At 70.3% G+C, this 18973-nt stretch carries 16 protein-coding genes; 7 read left to right on the top strand and 9 right to left on the bottom strand.

Annotated elements, in window-relative coordinates; translation table 11 throughout:
- Positions 1 to 42: 42 nt before the first annotated feature.
- The 5 genes from U5911_RS04770 to U5911_RS04790 all read right to left on the bottom strand — a co-directional run bounded on the left by U5911_RS04770 (position 43) and on the right by U5911_RS04790 (position 4549).
- A complete protein-coding gene (locus U5911_RS04770) occupies positions 43 to 834 on the bottom strand; it encodes a DUF7089 family protein (protein ID WP_336035723.1) in 792 nt (263 codons plus the stop codon).
- Positions 835 to 1030: 196 nt separating this feature from the next.
- The gene (locus tag U5911_RS04775; protein ID WP_336035724.1) at positions 1031 to 2539 is read right to left on the bottom strand and encodes an MATE family efflux transporter; all 1509 of its coding nucleotides are present in this window, start codon (positions 2537 to 2539) and stop codon (positions 1031 to 1033) included.
- 172 nt (positions 2540 to 2711) lie between these two features.
- Positions 2712 to 3506: an OapC/ArvC family zinc-ribbon domain-containing protein gene (locus tag U5911_RS04780; RefSeq protein WP_336035726.1), complete on the bottom strand. Its 795-nt coding sequence runs from the start codon at positions 3504 to 3506 to the stop codon at positions 2712 to 2714.
- Positions 3506 to 3898 carry a DUF2073 domain-containing protein gene (locus tag U5911_RS04785; RefSeq protein ID WP_336035728.1) on the bottom strand — a complete coding sequence of 131 codons (393 nt, stop codon included), beginning with the start codon at positions 3896 to 3898 and terminating at the stop codon, positions 3506 to 3508. The genes U5911_RS04780 and U5911_RS04785 overlap by 1 nt, the downstream gene beginning before the upstream one ends.
- A gap of 6 nt (positions 3899 to 3904) precedes the next feature.
- On the bottom strand, positions 3905 to 4549 hold the full coding sequence (locus U5911_RS04790; RefSeq protein WP_336035730.1) for an Era-like GTP-binding protein: 645 nt from the start codon (positions 4547 to 4549) through the stop codon (positions 3905 to 3907).
- A gap of 1414 nt (positions 4550 to 5963) precedes the next feature.
- On the opposite strand from U5911_RS04790, the gene U5911_RS04795 reads away from it, so the two are divergent.
- Entirely contained in the window at positions 5964 to 7442 is a 1479-nt protein-coding gene (locus tag U5911_RS04795) for a Cdc6/Cdc18 family protein (RefSeq protein WP_336035732.1), read from the top strand.
- A 153-nt stretch (positions 7443 to 7595) separates the two neighbouring features.
- Here U5911_RS04795 and U5911_RS04800 read toward each other — a convergent pair whose 3' ends face one another.
- Positions 7596 to 8153, bottom strand: coding sequence for a DoxX family protein (locus tag U5911_RS04800; RefSeq protein ID WP_336035733.1), 558 nt, complete (start codon positions 8151 to 8153; stop codon positions 7596 to 7598).
- A 198-nt stretch (positions 8154 to 8351) separates the two neighbouring features.
- Between U5911_RS04800 and U5911_RS04805 the strand changes: the two genes are divergently transcribed.
- Together U5911_RS04805 and U5911_RS04810 are read left to right on the top strand one after the other, a co-directional pair.
- Complete coding sequence (locus U5911_RS04805) at positions 8352 to 8726, top strand: helix-turn-helix domain-containing protein (protein ID WP_336035735.1); 375 nt, start codon at positions 8352 to 8354, stop codon at positions 8724 to 8726.
- Entirely contained in the window at positions 8723 to 8995 is a 273-nt protein-coding gene (locus U5911_RS04810; protein ID WP_336035737.1) for a DUF7521 family protein, read from the top strand. The genes U5911_RS04805 and U5911_RS04810 overlap by 4 nt, the downstream gene beginning before the upstream one ends.
- A 222-nt stretch (positions 8996 to 9217) precedes the next feature.
- On the opposite strand, the gene U5911_RS04815 is transcribed toward U5911_RS04810, so the two are convergent.
- Positions 9218 to 10012: a S26 family signal peptidase gene (locus U5911_RS04815; protein WP_336035739.1), complete on the bottom strand. Its 795-nt coding sequence runs from the start codon at positions 10010 to 10012 to the stop codon at positions 9218 to 9220.
- A 151-nt stretch (positions 10013 to 10163) separates the two neighbouring features.
- On the opposite strand from U5911_RS04815, the gene U5911_RS04820 reads away from it, so the two are divergent.
- Both U5911_RS04820 and U5911_RS04825 read left to right on the top strand, forming a co-directional pair.
- Positions 10164 to 12164: a DNA-directed DNA polymerase II small subunit gene (locus U5911_RS04820; protein WP_336035741.1), complete on the top strand. Its 2001-nt coding sequence runs from the start codon at positions 10164 to 10166 to the stop codon at positions 12162 to 12164.
- A 198-nt stretch (positions 12165 to 12362) separates the two neighbouring features.
- Entirely contained in the window at positions 12363 to 12557 is a 195-nt protein-coding gene (locus U5911_RS04825; RefSeq protein WP_336035742.1) for a cold-shock protein, read from the top strand.
- 171 nt (positions 12558 to 12728) lie between these two features.
- Here U5911_RS04825 and ligA read toward each other — a convergent pair whose 3' ends face one another.
- Positions 12729 to 14939 (bottom strand): NAD-dependent DNA ligase LigA, encoded by a 2211-nt coding sequence (ligA, locus tag U5911_RS04830; protein WP_336035743.1) that lies wholly within the window; start codon positions 14937 to 14939, stop codon positions 12729 to 12731.
- 210 nt (positions 14940 to 15149) lie between these two features.
- On the opposite strand from ligA, the gene U5911_RS04835 reads away from it, so the two are divergent.
- On the top strand, positions 15150 to 16322 hold the full coding sequence (locus U5911_RS04835; RefSeq protein ID WP_336035745.1) for a pyridoxal-phosphate-dependent aminotransferase family protein: 1173 nt from the start codon (positions 15150 to 15152) through the stop codon (positions 16320 to 16322).
- Positions 16323 to 16337: 15 nt separating this feature from the next.
- On the opposite strand, the gene U5911_RS04840 is transcribed toward U5911_RS04835, so the two are convergent.
- Complete coding sequence (locus U5911_RS04840; RefSeq protein ID WP_336035746.1) at positions 16338 to 17495, bottom strand: MFS transporter; 1158 nt, start codon at positions 17493 to 17495, stop codon at positions 16338 to 16340.
- A gap of 162 nt (positions 17496 to 17657) precedes the next feature.
- Here U5911_RS04840 and U5911_RS04845 point away from each other — a divergent pair, with 162 nt between their 5' ends.
- Positions 17658 to 18968: an O-acetylhomoserine aminocarboxypropyltransferase/cysteine synthase family protein gene (locus tag U5911_RS04845; RefSeq protein ID WP_336035747.1), complete on the top strand. Its 1311-nt coding sequence runs from the start codon at positions 17658 to 17660 to the stop codon at positions 18966 to 18968.
- Positions 18969 to 18973: the final 5 nt, after the last annotated feature.

Genomic DNA, 18973 nt, shown 5'->3' on the forward strand with positions numbered 1-18973 from the left:
ACTGTCGACGCCCACCGTACGACTGCCGCACCCCTGTACCGTCTACGAGTCGTCGACGTCGGACGCCTCGAAGACCTTCTCCGCCCACGTCACGGCGTAGTCGGCGCCGTGGCGCCGGTACGCGAGCGTGTCCAGCGCCGCGAACGGCGCGGGCACGTCGACGTCGTGTTTCACCGCGCCGCAGGCGAGTTCCGCGGCGTCCGAGAACGACGTCTCGCCGCGCGCGACCTCGCCGCTGAGACCGGCGAGACGGCCCGTGAGGCGGTCTCCGGCGTCGGTCCACGCGTCGTAGAGCGCCGGGTAGTCGTCGGCCCACGTCTCGAACTCCGCTCGCGTGTGGACGCCGCGGTAGGCGTCCAAGCAGGCGGCGGCGAGCTGGTAGACGGTCGCGGGGGCGGCGTCGACCGCGGCGTCGAAGTCCCGGTACCGCTCGCGGAAGAACCCGAGGAACTGCTCTGGGAGGTCGAGGCCGGCCTCCACGAGCGCCTCGGCGACGAGGAAGTCCGCGAACGCCTCCGGCGTCCCCTCGACTCTGGCTTTCACGAAGACGACCGGCGGGTCGGTCTGGGTCGTCCACGCGACCGCGCCGTCGCCCGGCGTGCCGACGACGAGGTCCCCGGACGCGAGCCGGTGGAGAATCTGTGGCGCGTCCGCTGGCAGCCACTCCGCGCTGTACTCGTGGGGCGTGATGGCGTCCGTGAGGAGCGCGAGGTCGTCCCGGTGCTCGGGCGGCAGCGTCTGGAAGTCCCGCTGGCAGTCCAGGACGAGCGCGCCCGGCGCGTACGCGTCGCGGACCGCGTCGAGGTCCCCCGAGAGCGTCCGCTCCGAGAACATCTACGCGACGTTCGCGACGATAATCAGGGAGACGACGACGGCGATGCCGAGCGTGCCCATGACGACTTTCGTTGCCGTGCTCATGGACGGAGATTCGGCCGCTGTGACTTAAATTGGTGTCGTTCGGCGCGCCGCCACGCAGTCGATTCGACGTGCTGTGCGCACTCGATCCGCCGCGAACGCGCTGGCCTCGCTGTCAGTCCGCGTCGGTCGGCGTGCGAGCGCCGTACGCGCGCCACGCGCCCGAGCGGAACCGCAGGAAGTTGACCGCGGCGCGCGCGTACATGTCCCCCAGGATGGCGGCGAAGACGGCGGCCAGCCCGAGGCCGAGCCCCGGAGAGACGGCGGGGACCGTGACCGCGCCGAGGGCGAACGGCCCGACGGCGAAGCCGACCGGGAGCGCGGCGAGTGCCAGCGGCAGGCGGACGACGTAGGTGCCCAGCACGCCGCCGTAGAACGGCCAGCGCGTGTCGCCCGCGCCCCGCAGGCCGCCGCGGAGCGTCCGGGAGACCGAGAACGCGGCGACGCTCAGGCCGAACAGCCGGATGAACGTCACCGTGAGCGCGAGGTTGCTCGCGCCGAACAGCCGCGCAATCGGGGGCGCGGCGACGACGAGCGCGGCGCCGATGAGCAGCTGCGTGACGAGCGCGATGCGCAGCGTCTGCCAGCCGTAGTCGGCGGCCTCGTCGGGGTCACCGGCGCCGAGGCGCTGGCCGACGAGCGTCGAGGACGCCGTCGCGTACCCCCACGCCGGCATCAGCGCGAGCAGCATCACGCGCCGTCCGATGGCGTAGGCCGCGACGACGTGCGTGCCGAGCACGCCGAGCACGAACAGGAACGGGAATCGGCCGAACGTCCGCGAGAGCCGCGTGCCGGCGAGTGGGAGCGCGACGCGCACGATCTCCCTGGCGACGCGCCAGTCCCACTGCTTGCCGCCGAGTCGGAGCCGGACGCTCCACCGCCCGGACAGGAGCACGCCGAAGAAGACCACGCCCGCGACCGTGTTCGCGAGGGCGGTCCCCCACGCGGCGCCGACGACGCCGAGCTCCGGGAACCCGAGCAGTCCGAAGATGAGCACGGCGTTCAGCAGGATGTTCGTCGGGAGCGTGACGAGGCGGACGTACATCGGAGTGCGCGTGTCGCCCGCGCCGGCGAGCGCGCGGGCGGCCGTCATGCTCCAGAACCGGAAGGCCACGGAGAGCATGACGACGCGGAGGTAGTCCGCGCCGAGCGCGGTTGTCCGCGGGTCGCCCGCGAGCAGGCCGACGAGCGGGTCGGCGTACAGCCACGCGCCGGCGGTGATGGGGACGGAGACGAGCAGCGACAGCCACAGCGACTGCTTGATCGCGAAGTCGGCCGCCGCGTCGTCGTCGGCGCCCTTCAGCCGGGAGACCACGCTGATGGTGCCGGATGTAAGCGCGAGCGCCAGACCGAACGGGACGAAGTAGAACTGGAACCCGAACTCGAGGGCGGCGACCGCGACCTCGCCGGCCGCGACGCTCACCATCAGGAAGTCCGTCGTCCGCAGCACCGTCCGCAGGCCGCCGGTCACCATCGCCGGGAGCGCGAGGTCGAACGCCTCCTCGCCCTTCCGCCGGTCGACCAGCCCGAGCCGCGCGAGCACCGCCGGGAACGCCGCGACGACGGCCTCGACGCGGCGCCGGAGCGCGGCGAGGACGGCCAGCGCGTGGCCGCGAAGCGTCATCTACCGGACTGGACGGGCCGACCGGGAAAACAACTTCGACACTCGGTGAGGGGGCGGGTTCGACTGGAAACGGTGGGCGGACAGACCGGGACCACTGGAGTGTCGCCGACGTGGAACTGACGGGAACGCGAGGAACTCGTCGACGAACGAGGAGAGGGGACTGTTCGCTGACTCACTCGTCGACGGTGTCGGCCTCCCAGGCGTCCGGCACCTCGATGACGTACTGGCCGTCCTCCTGGAGTGCGATGATGTACTCCTGGCGGTCGTACAGCTCCATGAGGTTGAGCTCGTACTGGCCGGGCGCGACGATGCGGATGGACTCGAACTGGTCGTTGAGTTCGTCGCGGAGCTCCTCGAGGTCGGGGCGGTCGTCGGGGTCGTCGGGCTCCTTGACGACGCGGCCGTCGCTGGGGGCGTCCGGCAGCGAGTCCCGGTCGACGACCTCGCTGCGGGCGGACGCCTGCGCGGTGTCCTCGGTGTCCGCCGTCGCCGCGTCGACGCCGCCGCTGGAGACCTCGGCGTCCGTCGCGTCGGCCGTCGACTCCGGGCTCGGCCGGTCGGCGGTCGCCGCACTGTCGCCCCCGGTTTCGGGTGCGTCGCTGTCGTCGTCGAGTGCGTCGCTGTCGTCCGTGCCGACGTCGGCCGACGACGCCGCCGTCACCGCGTCGGCTGTCGTCGACGCCGTGGACGCGTCCTCGTCGCTGCGCTCGCCGCCACCGGTACGTTCCGCGGGCGCCGCGTCGTCGCCGGTGACCGCGTCCCGGACCCTGTTGGCGGCGCGGCCGACCGCGCCAGTGACCGAGCCGCCCGTCTGCTCCGGCGGCTCGGCGTCCGTCGACGGCTGGTCGTCGGGGACGTCGCCGGGGTGGTACTGGAACTTGTTGCCGCCGCAGTCCGGGCACCCCGACAGCATCTCCTTGGAGCCGTCCTCGAAGACGTGCCCGCAGTTCGTACACTGGTGTGGCATTACTTGCGTGAGATGAGCGCGCTGATGAGGGTCTCGTCCTTGTGCAGCGACTGGATCTGGTTCGCCGGCCCGATGACCGTCAGCTTCGACGTCGACTGCTTGCCCATCAGGCGCCCGAGCAGGCTCGTGTCGCTGGCGTCGGACTGCGGGAAGCTCTCGATCTCGATGCCGGAGAACCCGTCCGGGTTGATCTCGGTCATCGTCACCTCGATGAGCTTCGACTCCTCGTCCGGCGTCAACCCCGCCTCCAGGACGACGATCTTGCCGTCGCGGACGCTGTCGAGGATGGTGCGGATCTTCTCCATCGAGGTCTGCCCGGACATCCGCTCGGCGCTGATGAGGTCGATCTGGACGCCGTCGGGCGAACCGCCTTCGCTTGTCGTTTCAGGCATGGTGGGTCACCCGAAGTACTCCGCGATCTTCGCGTAGACCTCGTCCATGTTGTCGCCCTCCAGCGCGGAGAGCGGGATCGTCTCGTGCTGGGGGAACGCGTTCGAGACGCGCTTGATGCTCGCGTCCTCGAGGTCGGTCTTGTTCGCGAGGATGAGCACGGGGAGGTCCCGGCTCTCGATGATGCCGATGAGCATCGTGTTCACCTGCGTGAACGGGTCCTCGGTGGAGTCGAGGACGTAGATGACGCCGTCGACGTCCTCGCGCAGCCAGTGCATCGCCTCGGCGACGCCCTCGGTCGCCTCGCGGGAGCGACGCACGGCCTCGTCTTTCTCCATGTCGTGCTCGAGGAACTCCGAGTAGTCGACTTTCGTCGTGACGCCCGGCGTGTCGACGATGTCGATGTTGACGGTCTTGCCGTTGCGCTTGATCTCGACGTTCTCCTTTCTGCGTGCGCGACGCGTCTCGTGGGGGATGTGGCTCTCCGGGCCGACCGCGTCGCCGGTCCAGTCGCGGGCGATGCGGTTCGCGAGCGTCGTCTTCCCGGCGTTAGGCGGTCCGTAAATCCCGATTCGTTTCGGCTCCGAGTCGTCGGCGAACAGACTCGCCGTGACTCGAGAGATGCTGTCTCTGAGTTCTGCGAACAGTCCCATCCTTGGCCTCCATACGCACCCCGCGCCTTGTATGCTTGACGCAGAGCACGGACGGTTGGGAGGGTAGAGCCGGCCTAGCGACTTAAACCTACGTCAGACGTGCGATTCGGGTGGGAGAGCACGGTACGGGCGTCGAGACGGGGCGAGAGGGATCCCGGGCAGCGGCGATCGGGACGTATCCGACCGTGGTCGGTGCGGTTTCGAGGGAGGCACACCACCGAGATCGATCGCCGACAGATCGGAGGCGATCGAACGAAACGCCAGCCGGGCGAGTACACCACCGACCGGTAGATTGGTTCGGTACTCGGCAGCTCGAGCAGCGAGAGTAAGCGAATCTTACCGCGACTGGCAGGACAAGAGTTCACTGTGGGAGGGAGTTACCGAGAGTTCATGCTGGGAGTGAGACTTGAAAGAGTGGAGACGACACAGAACTCCGGGGTCGAGGAGGTCAGCAGCCGCGTCCCACGAGGCCCCCACCCCTTCGTTTCGAGTGGAGTGGGAGGGAGCCACGGGCGGGTCCGACGACGAAAGAGCAATCGGACCGAACGAGAATTCTCCTAGACCAATCACCGAATACAATGAAGTTGCCGGAGTAGTTTGCGGTTATTGTTTTCACAGCTTGCACTTAGTCTTTTGCATCGCGTAACTGCGTTTCTCGCCCACCTCTCCCCTCGGCGTTCCAGTTGAAACGAAGGGGTAGGGGGCGTCCCCCTCACCCTCATCCTAACCCCTCCGTTTCCCCTGGAACCCTAGGACAGAAACCGAGGTACTCGACGAGCCAACGCTCTTTAACCGCCAGGGAGTCTCCGAGCACCGTCGGCATCGACCCTCTCACACGACGGCGATCGTGTCTGCCGCTTCCGCTCGCACCGTCGGTCAGTGGCTCCGGCGATGACGCCGTTCCCGCTCTCGTTCCCCTTCCCGTCAACCCAGCGCAACTCCATCCAAACTCGTCGCTGCCATCCCACGATTGCCAGCATTCCGCGACTGACTCCCCGCGACTGTCTCAGGCGGGACCTCACACGAGTTACCTCACACGAGTTACCTCACACGAGTTACCTCACTCGAAGTGCGTCAGAAACTGTCTCGCAGTACCGTCTCTGAACTCACAGCGCCGGTGACTTTCGACAAACCCGGTCGAACCGATCCGTGGAGCGCTCCGAGCTCGGATCTAGGACGACCCTACTGTTCGAACCCCAGAAACTCTCCGCCGGGACCCCCGCTGCAGGTGGAGGAGCCTCTCCGGTTCGGCACCATCGAAACTTATTAGTCACTCTCGTTTCCATTGGTTCATCTGCATCAACTGGAGCGCCCCGTCACAGAACCGCTCTGAACGCCGGGTTCTCGACGGTCTGTGGCGTTCTCTCGACGCGCGGCGCTCTCCACTCGAAACGAGGGGGTTGCAACTCGACACATGCCAGACGAACCGCAAACGGACGGTCGACGCACCGCCGACCGGGACTTCGAGGTCGACCTCGACGACGTCCTCGAGGACGACGAGGGCGATGAGGGGCTCTTCGACGACCTGCTCAGCGGCGAACCCATCTTCGAGAACAAGGAGGTGTTGCGGCCGTCGTACACGCCACACGAGCTCCCGCACCGCAAAGACCAGATCAACAACATGGCGACGATCCTCGTCGCCGCGCTGCGCGGCGAGACGCCGTCGAACATTCTCATCTACGGGAAGACGGGGACGGGGAAGACCGCGAGCGCGAAGTTCGTCAGCCAGGAACTCGAGAAGACCTCCCAGAAGTACGACGTCCCCTGCGAGGTCGAGTACATCAACTGCGAGGTGACGGACACCCAGTACCGCGTGCTCGCGCAGCTCGCGAACACGTTCATCGAGCAGAACCGCGGGTTCGTCGACGACCGCGTCGAGGAACTCCAGGACCTCCGCAACGAGGCCGAGAGCGACCCGGGCGCGCTCGCGGCCGGCGACGCGGACTTCGACTCCGTGGACGCCGTCGACGACCGCATCGAGGCGCTCCTCCAGGAGAAATCCGAGATGGAGGACGTCCCGATGACGGGGTGGCCGACCGACCGCGTGTACACGCGGTTCTTCGAGGCCGTCGACTACGTCGAGCGCGTCGCGGTCATCATGCTCGACGAGATCGACAAGCTCGTCGAGAAGTCCGGCGACGACACCCTCTACAACCTCTCCCGGATGAACTCCGAGCTGGAGAACTCCCGGGTCTCCATCATCGGCATCTCGAACGACCTGAAGTTCACCGACTTCCTCGACCCCCGGGTGAAGTCGAGCCTCGGCGAGGAGGAGATCGTGTTCCCGCCGTACGACGCGAACCAGCTCCGGGACATCCTCCAGCACCGCTCGGACGTGGCGTTCAAGGCGGACGCGCTCTCCGAGGACGTCATCCCGCTCTGCGCGGCGTTCGCCGCCCAGGAGCACGGGGACGCGCGGCGCGCGCTCGACCTCCTGCGGACGGCGGGCGAACTCGCGGAGCGCGACCAGGCCGAGGGCGTCACCGAGGAGCACGTCCGGCGCGCGCAGGACAAGATCGAACTCGACCGCGTCGTCGAGGTCGTCCGCACCCTCCCGACCCAGTCGAAGCTCGTGCTGTACGCCATCCTCCTCCTGGAGGACAACGGCGTCCACAACGTGAACACCGGCGAGGTGTACAACATCTACAAGACGCTGTGCGACGAGCTGGACGCCGACGTCCTCACGCAGCGCCGCGTCACCGACCTCATCAGCGAACTCGACATGCTCGGCATCGTGAACGCCGTCGTCGTCTCGAAGGGCCGGTACGGCCGCACGAAGGAGATCTCGCTGTCGGTGCCAGTCGACGAGACGGAGGCCGTCCTCGAGGCGGACTCCCGGCTCAGCGACATCGAGAACGTGACGCCGTTCGTCCAGGCGCGCTTCGACAACTGACCGGCGCCACACTCTCGCCAACGGTCACTGCACACTCCCGCCACTCACTCCCTCCGACTGTCGCTACACGCCCCACTACCACCCCCTTCGTTTCAAGTCGAGAAGGTGTGGCTGCGTACCGGTCCTCCTCCACGCGAAACCACGGGGGCGACGCTACCCGAGGAGGTAGCGCAGCCAGCCGTTCCGTCGGACGAATTCTGCCTCCTCCAGCCAGGCGTCCACGCCGAGGATGCGGCCGGCGCCGAACGCCGCGACCGCGAGGAACGTGAGCATGTACGCGAAGTCGCCGTTCACGTACCCGTGGCCGACACTCCAGTTCCCGAAGTAGAACAGGAGCATCATGAACGCGCCCCAGAACGCGGCGAACCGCGTCACCACGCCGAGCAGGAGCGCGAGTCCGATGAGCGTCTCCCCCCAGGGGACGGCGACGTTCACGAAGTCGAGGAACCACGGCGTGTTCGCCATCCACGCGAACATCCCCTCGAGGGGGTTGCCGTTCGTGGACGCGACGTTCGCGAGGTAGCCGCCCGCGCTGAAGCTCCCGGACAGGACCTTGTCCACGCCGGAGGAGAGGAACGCGTACCCCATCATCAGCCGGAGCGCGAGCACGAACCACGCGCTGAGGCTGTGGGCCTGCCCGCGGACTGTGACGCCGCCGAGGCGGGACTCGAACACGTTCGCGTCCGTCGTCCCGGCCGTCGTTTGGGTCATTGTCTGTCACCCAGGTGGACCTACCGCACACCGGTAGGTAATACGTGCCCGCGATTCCAGCGCGGTAGGACTCGTTCCCAGCGACCGAGAATCGGGCGCTTCGACGCTCCCAACGACTGTCGGCGCGGCGGTTCGACGTTCCCAGAGGCTGGGAACGTGAGCGGCTGTTAACCCGCGGCATCACCGAGAGTAGGGGTGATGCGTGCTCCGCTCGGGATGGACGACGCGCCCGACCTCCAGGCCGTCCTGGACGCGCTGGACGACGAGGGCTGCAGACGCATCATCGAGGCGCTCGGGGAGCCGTCGACGGCGAAGGAGCTCGCCGAGGAGTGCGACATCCCGCTGTCGACGACCTACCGGAAGCTGGAGCTGCTGACGGACGCCGCGCTCCTCGAGGAGCGCGCGGTCCTCCAGCCGGACGGCCACCACACGACCGAGTACGACCTCGTGTTCGAGGAGGTGGTGATCCGCCTGGACGACGACCGGACCCTGGACGTCGGCGTCACGCGGCCGACGGCGTCGACGGACGAGCGCCTCGAGACGCTCTGGGCGGAGGTGAGCAAGGAAACATGACACACTACACGGCGCTGGTGGCGTTGAAGTCGATCACGCTCCTGCTGGGCGGCGCGGTCACGTACTTCGCGGTGAAGGCGTGGCAGCGCACCGGGTCCCCGGCGCTGCGGTCGCTGGCGGTCGGGTTCGGGTTCGTGACGCTCGGGTCGCTGCTCGCCGGCATCGCGGACCAGGCGCTGGCGGTCCAGCGGACGAACGCCGTGCTCATCGAGAGCGCGCTCACGGTCGTGGGCTTCGCCGTCATCGTCTACTCGCTGTACGTCGAGTGACGCTGCGTCGAGCGGCAGGACGTCGAGTGACGCTGCGTCGAGTGACGCTGCGTCGAGCGGCAGGACGTCGAGTGACGCCGCGTCGAGTGACGCTGCGTCGAGGAAACGAGAGCTCCGGACGGCCGGGCGTCGAAACGGCTCGTCGAAGACGACGTAGGTTCGCGACGAGCGGACGCGTCCGTCTCCGTGCAGCGGTCGCGTACGGCAGCGGCCAGCGAACGGCTACGTCAGCGGCGCGACCGCGACTCCGACGTCGCCGCCCGGGCCGTCACCAGGGCTCGGTCCCGGGTCGGATCGAACGGTCGTCCCGGAGTCCGACTGCACGGCCGTTCCCGGGTCGGACGCGTCGGCGGCGACGGCGCTCCCGAAGGTCAGCCGCACCCAGCCGAGGTGGGGGATGCGGTACTCGGCGGTGCCGCGGATCCAGTCGGGCTTCACGGGCGAGGAGATGCCCCGGGCCTGGTCGTAGTAGTCGTTGGTGACCTCGTTGTCGCCTTTCGTGATGAAGCCGGCGTGGGGGGCGGGACAGTTCCGGAGTTCCTCGCAGCTGTCCGCGCTGACGTAGTCGGGGTCGGCCTCCTCGTACCAGTTCTCGCCGTCCTCGACCCAGAAGTGCGCGCGGTGGATGACCGGCGTCGCCCTGCCGTTCCCGCCGGGTTCGTAGACGACGACGTCGCCGTACCCGCCGAACTGCCGGTAGCCGTAGTCCTCGGCCGCACGCAGGGGGACGATACCGGTGTCGCCCTCGGCGTACTCGGGCGCGAACCGCTGTTCGTCCATCACGAACACGAGGTCGCCACGCTGCATGTTCGGCTGCATGCTGCCGCTCTCCACGGCGACCAGCGGCGGCCAGACGCCGCTGACCGCGAACAGCAACACGCCGACCATGGCGACGGTGAGCGCGCTGCTGGCGGCCTCCCGGACGAAGAGGACGCCCGCGTGGTCGGTGCGGAGGAACCAGACGACCGCGTCCCGCAGGCCGCCGCACGGGTCGGGCACGTCGTCGCCACTCGTCATCTACCCCGAGGTTCGGTGGTGTCGCGTTTCAACCTTCCCCTCTGCGTGTCGTCGGGGAGACAGCGGGGCGCCGCGTCCCACGTCGGCACCGTACACTCCGTCGACCCCGGGACCGCCATCCTTTTGCTGGCGGTCGCCGTGCGGACGTGGTGTGCCGCGAGAACCCCCAGTTCGGGTCGTTCGTGAACTGACCAGCCGGGGGTACAACGCCGAACGCGAGGCGGTGACGCTGCTGGCGGGCGCCACGGACCCCGTCGACGCGGTGGAGCGCGCAGTCGAGCACGCGCCCGAGGACGCGCTCACGCTCACGACCGCGCACGTCCGCGAGGTACTCGACGACGCGCTCGACAGCTCCGCCGACGAGTTCGACGCTGGCTCGGCCGACAGTGCCGCTGGGGGCGGTGGTCCAGGAACGGGGAGCGAGGGGACGGGCGGAGCCGCCAGTCCTGGCGCGGAGGCGGTCGCCACGGACACCGCCGACGGTGCGGACGGCGCTTCCGGGACCGACTCGAAGACGTCCAGGGCCGCCGCGTCGGCGACGGGACCGGACACTCGACGAACGCCGGAAACCACCGCTTCTACTGGAGCACAATCGACGAATGAAACGAAGACAGGGACGGAATCTCCAGTAGAAACGAAGGGGGTCGGGACTGGCGGCGTGGAGACCGACCCCGGACCGGGCGACTCCGCGACGAACTTCGACGACGCCGAAGGGGACGGCGAGCGGGTGGACGAGGAGCGCGACAGCGCCGACCGCGACGACGCCGACCGCGACGATGCCGACCGCGACGACGCCGACCGCGACGATGCCGACCGCGACGATGCCGACCGCGACAGCGCCGGCCGCGACGATGCCGACCGCGACAGCGCCGGCCGCGACGATGCCGACCGCGACAGCGCCGGCCGCGACGGCAGCGGCCGCGCTGCTGACGAGGCCGAGTCCGCCGACCGCAGCGTGACCATCGAGGGCGACATCACCGGCGAGTCGACCGGGACCGGCGAGTACGAGGACTTCGTCGCGACGTTCCGCGACCGCTACGACCGCCTCTCGAAGAAGCTCCGCGGCCGCGTCAACCACCGGCCGACGGACGCACTCGACTCGATGCCGGGCGGCAGCGACGCCGCCGTCGTCGGCATGGTCAACGACGTCCGCTCGACGGCGAGCGGCCACTGGCTCGTCGAACTCGAGGACACGAACGGCGTGTTCCCCGCGCTCGTGATGAAAGACCGGGACATCGCCGAGCACGTCGACGAACTCCTCCTGGACGAGGTCGTCGCCGTCGAGGGGACGCTCTCGGACGACGGCGGCATCCTGTTCGCCGACGAGCTCCACTTCCCCGACGTCCCGCGCACGCACCGGCCGTCGACGGCCGACCGCCACGTGCAGGCCGCGCTCGTCTCCGACGTGCACGTCGGCAGCCAGGAGTTCGCGGCGGACGCCTGGTCGGCGTTCGCGGACTGGCTGCACACCGACGAGGCCGACCCCGTCGAGTACCTCCTGATCGCGGGCGACATGGTCGAGGGGGTCGGCGTCTACCCCGACCAGGACGAGGAACTCGACATCGTCGACATCTACGAGCAGTACGAGACGTTCGCGGAGCACCTCAAGGACGTCCCCGGCGACGTGGAGATCGTGGTGATCCCCGGGAACCACGACGCCGTCCGGCTCGCGGAACCCCAGCCGGCCTTCGACGAGGAGCTCCGCTCGATCATGAGCGCTCACGACGCCCGCTTCACCGGCAACCCCTCGACGGTCACCGTGGAGGGCGTCAGCGTCCTGATGTACCACGGCGTCTCCATCGACGAGATCATCGCGGAGAACCCCAGCGAGGCCGTCTCCTACGACGCCCCCCACCGGGCGATGGCCCAGCTCCTGAAGAAGCGCCACGTCGCCCCGCAGTTCGGCGGGCGCACCAGGGTCGCGCCCGAGGACCGCGACTACCTCGTCGTCGACGAGGTGCCGGACGTCTTCCACACCGGCCACGTCCACAAGCTCGGCGTCGGCGGCTACCACAACGTCCGCCTCGTGAACTCGGGGTGCTGGCAGCACCAGACCGCCTTCCAGAAGTCCGTGAACATCGACCCGGACGTCGCCACCGCTCCCATCCTCGACCTCGACACCCTCGACGTCACGGTCCGGAAGTTCGCCTGAGCGCGTGAACGGTCACGCGTCGACCCTCGAAATGCGGACTCCCACATCGCTCTCGCGGCCGCTGTACGTCCCGTGGACGCTATCGGCACTTCTGTGTGGCTGACAGTCTATCCGAAATTCCGGGTTTCGGGGCCCGACGTCCGTGGTAACGCGACCCTCGGAAGTCTTATCCGTACAACACACCTCCCTACTGATGCAATGGCAGAAGGCAACGTTGACTTCTTCAACGACACTGGCGGTTACGGTTTCATCGAGACTGAGGACGCGGACGAGGACGTTTTCTTCCACATGGAGGACGTTGGCGGTCCGGACCTCGAGGAGGGCCAGGCAGTCGAATTCGACATCGAGCAGGCCGACAAGGGCCCGCGCGCGACGAACGTCGTTCGCGCCTGATCTCGGCGTACTGAACTAAAGCGGTATTTTCCCGCTCTCGCGGCGCACAGCGACGCGTCCGCGGAGCACACGCACTCACGTCCCGTAGCGACAGCTGTCGTCGCGCCCCGACCGCTGCTGGTCACCGCGACTGCTACTGGTCGCCGCGCCGATATCGTCGCGCCGCGACCGCTACTGGTCGACGTCGACGCCGCGCTCCGCGAGCAGGTCGAAGAACTCCGCGGGCGACACCTGAGGGACGCCGTGCTCGTCGGCGGCCTCGCGCTTGCGTGCGCCGGGGTTCTCGCCGACGACGAGGTAGTCCGTGTTCCCGGACACGGACGAGGGCGCGTCGCCGCCGTGCCGCGTGACGAGGCCCCGGAGGTCGTCGCGCGTCCAGCCCTCGACGCCGCCCGTGAACACGAACGCCAGTCCCGCGAGCTCGTCGCCGCCCGCCGCGGACGGCGACCGGGGTTCGCCGAGGCGGTCCTCGTCGCGGAGGCGCTCGATGACGCGGCGGTTCCGGTCGTTCGCGAGGAACTCCGCGATGTGGCCGGCGACCACGTCGCCGACGCCCTCGACCTCGCGGTAGTCGGCCTCGTCGGCGTCGAGGAACGCGTCCAGGGTTCCGAAGTGCGCGGCGAGGTCCCGGGCGACGGTCGGGCCGACCTCCTTGATGCCGATGGCCGCGAGGAACGCCCCCAGCGGCGGGTGGCGGGCGGCCTCGAGTTCCGCCAGGAGGTTCCGCGCGCTCCGCTCGCCCCACCCCTCGAGCGCGGCGAGCTCCGCCTCGGAGACGTCGTAGAGGTCCGCGACGTCGTCCTCGACGATTCCCGCCTCGACGAACTGCTCGGCGGCCTCCTCGCCGAGCCCCTCGACGTCGAGGACGTCCGCGAAGTAGCCGACCGAGCGCACGAGCTGGGCGGGGCACGCCAGCCCGCCCGTGCAGAACGCGATGGGGCCGTCGTACTCCACGTCGCTCCCGCAGCGCGGGCACGTCGCCGGCAGCTCGAAGTGGCCGGCGGAGTGGGACTCGACGACATCGGCGACGTACGGGATGACGTCGCCGGCGCGCTCGACGCGCACCTCGTCGCCGACGTCGACCCCGAGGGCCGCGATCTCCTCGCGGTTGTGGAGGCTGGCCCGGGACACCGTGACGCCGCCGACTTCGACGGGTTCCAGGAGCGCGACCGGCGTCAGCCGCCCGGTCCGCCCCACCTGGACGACGACGTCCGTGACGGTCGTGACCTCGGCGCGCGGCGGGAACTTGTACGCGAACGCCCACCGGTAGTGCCGCGACGTGGTGCCGAGGTCGACGCACGCCGCGCGGTCGTTCACCTTGAGGACGACGCCGTCGACCTCGTAGTCGAGGGCCTCGCGGTCCTCGCCGAGCGCGTCCCGGTACGCGACGGCGGCCTCGACGTCGTCGACGAGTTCGGTGCGGTCGTTGACCTTTAGCCCCCACTCGGGCAGCGCCTCGTGTTCGGCCCAGTGGGTCGCCAGCCCGACGTCGAGCCCGCCGCGGGAGGCGTCCGCGTCGACGTCGCTCTCGCTCCCGTCGTCGGCGGCGAGGACGCCGGAAGATCCGCCTTCCGAGCCCCCGCTTCCCTCCCTGGCAGCGAGGACGTCGTAGAAGAAGCAGTCCAGCGGCCGCTCGGCGGTGACGCTCGGGTCGAGCTGGCGGAGCGTGCCCGCGGCGGCGTTCCGCGGGTTCGCGAACGGCTGGTCGCCGCGCTCGACGCGCTCGGCGTTGTACGCCTGGAACGCGTCCCGCGGCATGTACACCTCCCCCCTGACGGCGAGGAACTCCGGCGGGTCGCCGCGGAGCCGCTGGGGGACGCTCTCGATGGTGCGGACGTTCTCCGTGACGTCCTCGCCCGTCCGGCCGTCGCCGCGCGTCGCCGCGCGCACGTACCGGCCGTCCTCGTAGACGACTTCGAGGGAGAGCCCGTCGAACTTCGGCTCGCAGACGAAGTCGACGTCGCCGACGCCGCGTTCGACGCGGTCGGCGAACTCGCGGACGTCGTCGGCGTCGCCGCTGGCGTCGATAGACAGCATCGGCGCGACGTGCTCGACGGTGCCGAGGCGCTCGACGGGCTCGCCGCCGACGCGCTGCGTGGGGCTGTCCGCGGTCTGGAGGTCGAATGCGTCCTCGAGTTCGCGGAGGCGCTCGAACAGCCGGTCGTAGGCGGCGTCGGAGACGACGGGGTCGTTGCGGACGTAGTAGCGGTAGTCGTGGTAGCGGACGGCCTCCCGCAGCAGTTCGGCCTCCGTCTCGGCCGCCTCCTCGGTGACGTCCCCGAGGGGCGCGAAGTCGGTGTGGGGGTCGCGCACGTAGGGGTTGTCCTCGGGGGCGTCGTCGAGTTCGTCGTGGACGTCGTCGCGTCCGTCCGCGTCGGCCATGCGGTGGGGTACACGGCCATCCGTGGTAAGCGGTGGGGGAACGGCACTCCGGGGTAGCGGTGGGGGAACGGCACGCCGGGGAGAGCGGTGGCGAACGGCGGTCCGCGACCGGCACCGAGTGACGCTCCACCGCGAGTGGGAGCCACTCGCAGACCGGCAGGCGTTGCATGGATCCGACCACCTTATCCGCGTTCGCGCCGACGTCCCGGTATGCGAGAGGACTTCCTACTGCTGAATCCGGGGCCGGTGCCGATGACGCGCGAGGCGCGCGCGGCGATGGCCGAACCCGCTGTGTCGCACCGCTCGGCCGCCTTCGAGGCGGTCTACGAGCGCGCCCAGGACCACCTCGAGTACGTGTTCGAGCACTCGACGCCGAGGGGGGCGTCGACGTCCGCCGGCGGCACCGCCCTGCTGTTGAACGGCACGGCGACGATGGGGATGGAGGCGGCGGTGGCGAACCTCACGGACCGCGACAGCGAGGTCGTCTCCGTGGTGAACGGGAAGTTCGGCCGGCGGTTCGCGCGCATCGCGGACCGGCACGCGGACGCGACGCGCGTGGACTTCGACTGGGGGACGTCCGTCGACGTCGACGCGGTCGCCGACGCGATCACGGACGACACGGACGTGGTGACCATCGTCCACAACGAGACGAGCACGGGCCTGCTGAACCCCGTTGAGGCGGTGGGCGAGCTCGCCGCCGAGCACGACGCGCGCTTCGTGGTGGACGGCGTGACGAGCATCGGCGGCGACGAGTTCCGCGTCGACGACTGGCACGTCGACGTCGCCGTCACGGACGGCCAGAAGGCGCTGGCGGGGCCGCCGGGCGTGAGCGCGCTCTACGTCACCGAGGCCGCCGCGGACCACGTGCACGGCGAGGGCGCGCCGTTCTACGAGGACCTCGACTGGCACCTCCGGAAGGCCGAGTCGAACCAGACGCCGTTCACGAGCGCGGTGCCGCTGTTCCGCGGGCTCGCGGCGGCGGTCGCGGACATCCGCGAGGAGGGGATGCCCGACCGCATCGCGCGCCACCGCCGGCAGGCCGCGGCGTTCCGGGAGGCGTTCCGGGCGATGGGCCTCGAGTCGTTCCCGGAGGTGGCCGAGGGCTCCGCGCTCTCGAATACGGTCACCGCCGTCCGCCTTCCGGAGGCCGTCCGGGGCGACGCCGCGGACGACTTCCACGACGCCGTGGCCGCTCGCGGCGTCTCCATCAGCGGCGGGCAGGCCCACCTCGGCGGGGAGATCTTCCGCGTGTCGAACATGGGCGGCCTGACGAGCGAGCAGATCCTGCGCGGCGTCCGCACCGTCGGCGAGGCGTTCACCGAGGTCGACGTCGACGTCGACGCCCGGGCGGGCGTGGAGGCGGCGCGCGACCGGCTGCGCTGAGGCGGCGCCGGGCCGCTACGCGTCCGGGTCGAGGCGCACCAGCGCGGGGAGCGCGAGCAGCGCGAGCGCGAGTTCGGCGCCGCCGGCGACGAGGAACGCGGTGAGGTAGTCGTGCTGTTCGGCGACCCAGCCGCCGCCGACGATGCCGGCGAGGAAGCCCAGGGAGCCGGCGGCGTTGAAGCCGGCCATGGCGACGCCGCGCTCGCTGTCTGCGGCGAGGTCGGTGACCAGCGCCATCGTCGCGGGCGCCATGAGCGCGCCGAGGACGCCGACGACGACCATCCCGCCCTGGGCGACCCGGAGGTGGGGGGCAAGGCCGACGCCGAGGACGGCGAGGCCGTAGGTGGCGGAGCCGGCGGCGATGGGGGCGGTGCGGCCGACGCGGTCCGACAGCCGCCCGAAGGGGTACTGGAGGAGCGCGAACGGCGCGAAGAACAGCCCGAGGGTGAGGCCGACCGCGCCGGCGTCGAGGCCGAACGCGTTCCGGAAGTACAGCGTGCCGACGAGCGCGAAGAAGCCGGCGGTGAAGCGGTCGATGAACCCGAACGCGTAGGGCACGCCGAGGGCGGGCCGGTCGGCGAGCGTGCGGAGGCCGCGCCGGAGCGGGTCGCCGTGGCCGTCGGGCGCACGGTCGGGGATGCGGACGGCGAGGGCGGCGGCGACCGCGAGCACGACCGCGCCGGCCGCGAGGGGCGCACGCGGGTCGAGCTCGGTGAGTTGACCGCCGACGGGGGCGCCCAGCGCGGTCCCCGAGCCGATGGCGATGCCGGCGGCGCCCATGTCCTTGCCGTGGTCGTCGGAGAGGTCCATCAGCATCGTCATCGCCAGGGAGAACGCGCCGATGGTGGCCGCGCCCTGGGCGACGCGGAGCGCGAGCACGGCGCCGAAGGAGACGTCGGCGAGCGCGAGCGCGGCGTACCCGAGGCTGCCGGCGAGCGCGCCGGCGACGATGAACGGGACGCGGCGGCCGGCGCGGTCGCTGGCGACGCCCCAGACGCCGGCGAACGCGACGAACGCGCCGAACTCGGCGGCGAGGAACCACCGGCTGGCGGTCTCGGTGTCGGTGGCGCCGAACGACGCGACGACGTCGGCGGCGCCGGGGTAGAGGAGGACCTGGGCGAACAGCACGGTGAAGACGACGCTCGCGAGCGCGCCGCGTTCCCGCGTGACCATACGCCGCGTTGGGAGGCGGGTGTGAAGAACGCGCCGGAATCGGACGCCCCGCCGGACGCGTCCGGCCCCGGGCCCGCTGGCGGTTCCGCCGACCCGGCCGCCCGGGGCAAGCGTTGCCGTAACTGGCACGCATATTCTCTCCCGACTCTATTACCTCGATACATGACCGACGCGAGCGGCGGGCGCCACACCCGCAGCGTCCACGCGGGCCAGGACGTCGACCCCGCGACAGGGGCGCGCGCCCCGCCAATCCACCAGACCACGTCGTACGTCTTCCCGGACGCCGACGACGCCGCCGACCGGTACGCGCTCGACTCCGAGGCCGACGTCTACTCGCGCATCTCCAACCCCACCGTCGCCGTCCTCGAGGACCGCCTGGCCAGCCTCGAGGGCGGCGTCGGCGCCGTCGCCACGAACGCCGGCATGGGCGCCATCGACGGCGTCACGACTGTGCTCGCCGACGTCGGGTCGAACGTCGTCGCCGGCGAGGACATGTACGGCGGCACCGCCACGTACTTCTCGCACATCGCCGGCAAGCGCGGCGTCGAGACGCGCACCGTCGACGCCCTCGACCCCGACGCCGTCGCCGACGCCGTCGACGAGGACACCGCGTTCGTGCACGTCGAGACCGTCGCGAACCCCTCGCTGGTGACCCCGGACTTCGACGCGCTCGCCGACGTCGCCCACGACAACGCGGTCCCATTGGTCGTGGACAACACGTTCGCCACCCCCGAACTCTGCCGCCCCGTCGAGCACGGCGCCGACGTCGTCTGGGAGTCCACGACGAAGTGGCTGCACGGCGCCGGCACCACGCTCGGCGGCGTCGTCGTCGACGGCGGCACGTTCCCCTGGGACCACCCGGACGCCGACTTCCCCGAACTCTCCGGGGAGAACCCGGCGTACGGCTTCGACTTCGCCGAGCGGTTCGGCGACCGCGCGTTCGCCGCCGCGGTCCGCCAGCGCGCCGTGCGCGCCACCGGCACCGGCCAGGCCCCCTTCGACGCCTGGCAGACCCTGCAGGGCGTCGAGACGCTGCCGCTCCGGATGGACCGACACTGCAGCAACGCCGCCGCGCTCGCGGACTTCCTCGCCGACCACGACGGCGTCGCGTGGGTGTCGTATCCCGGCCGCGAGGACCACCCCACGCACGACAACGCCACCGAGTACCTAGACAGCGGCGGGGACGGCGCTGGCGGCGGCTACGGCGGCATGCTCACGTTCGGACCCGAGGGCGGCTTCGACGCCGCCAAGCGGTTCTGCGAGACCGTCGACCTCGCGTCGTTCGCGGCGAACGTCGGGGACGCGAAGACGCTGGTCATCCACCCCGCCAGCACCACGCACGCACAGCTCTCGGCGGCCGAGCAGCGCGCCGCCGGCGTCGAACCCGACATGGTGCGCGTGTCGGTCGGCATCGAGGACGAACGGGACGTGCTCGCGGACTTCGACGCCGCGCTCGCGGAGGCGCACCGATGACCGTC

It is taken from the genome of Halobacterium yunchengense (assembly GCF_037031165.1).
Taxonomy (GTDB): domain Archaea; phylum Halobacteriota; class Halobacteria; order Halobacteriales; family Halobacteriaceae; genus Halobacterium; species Halobacterium yunchengense.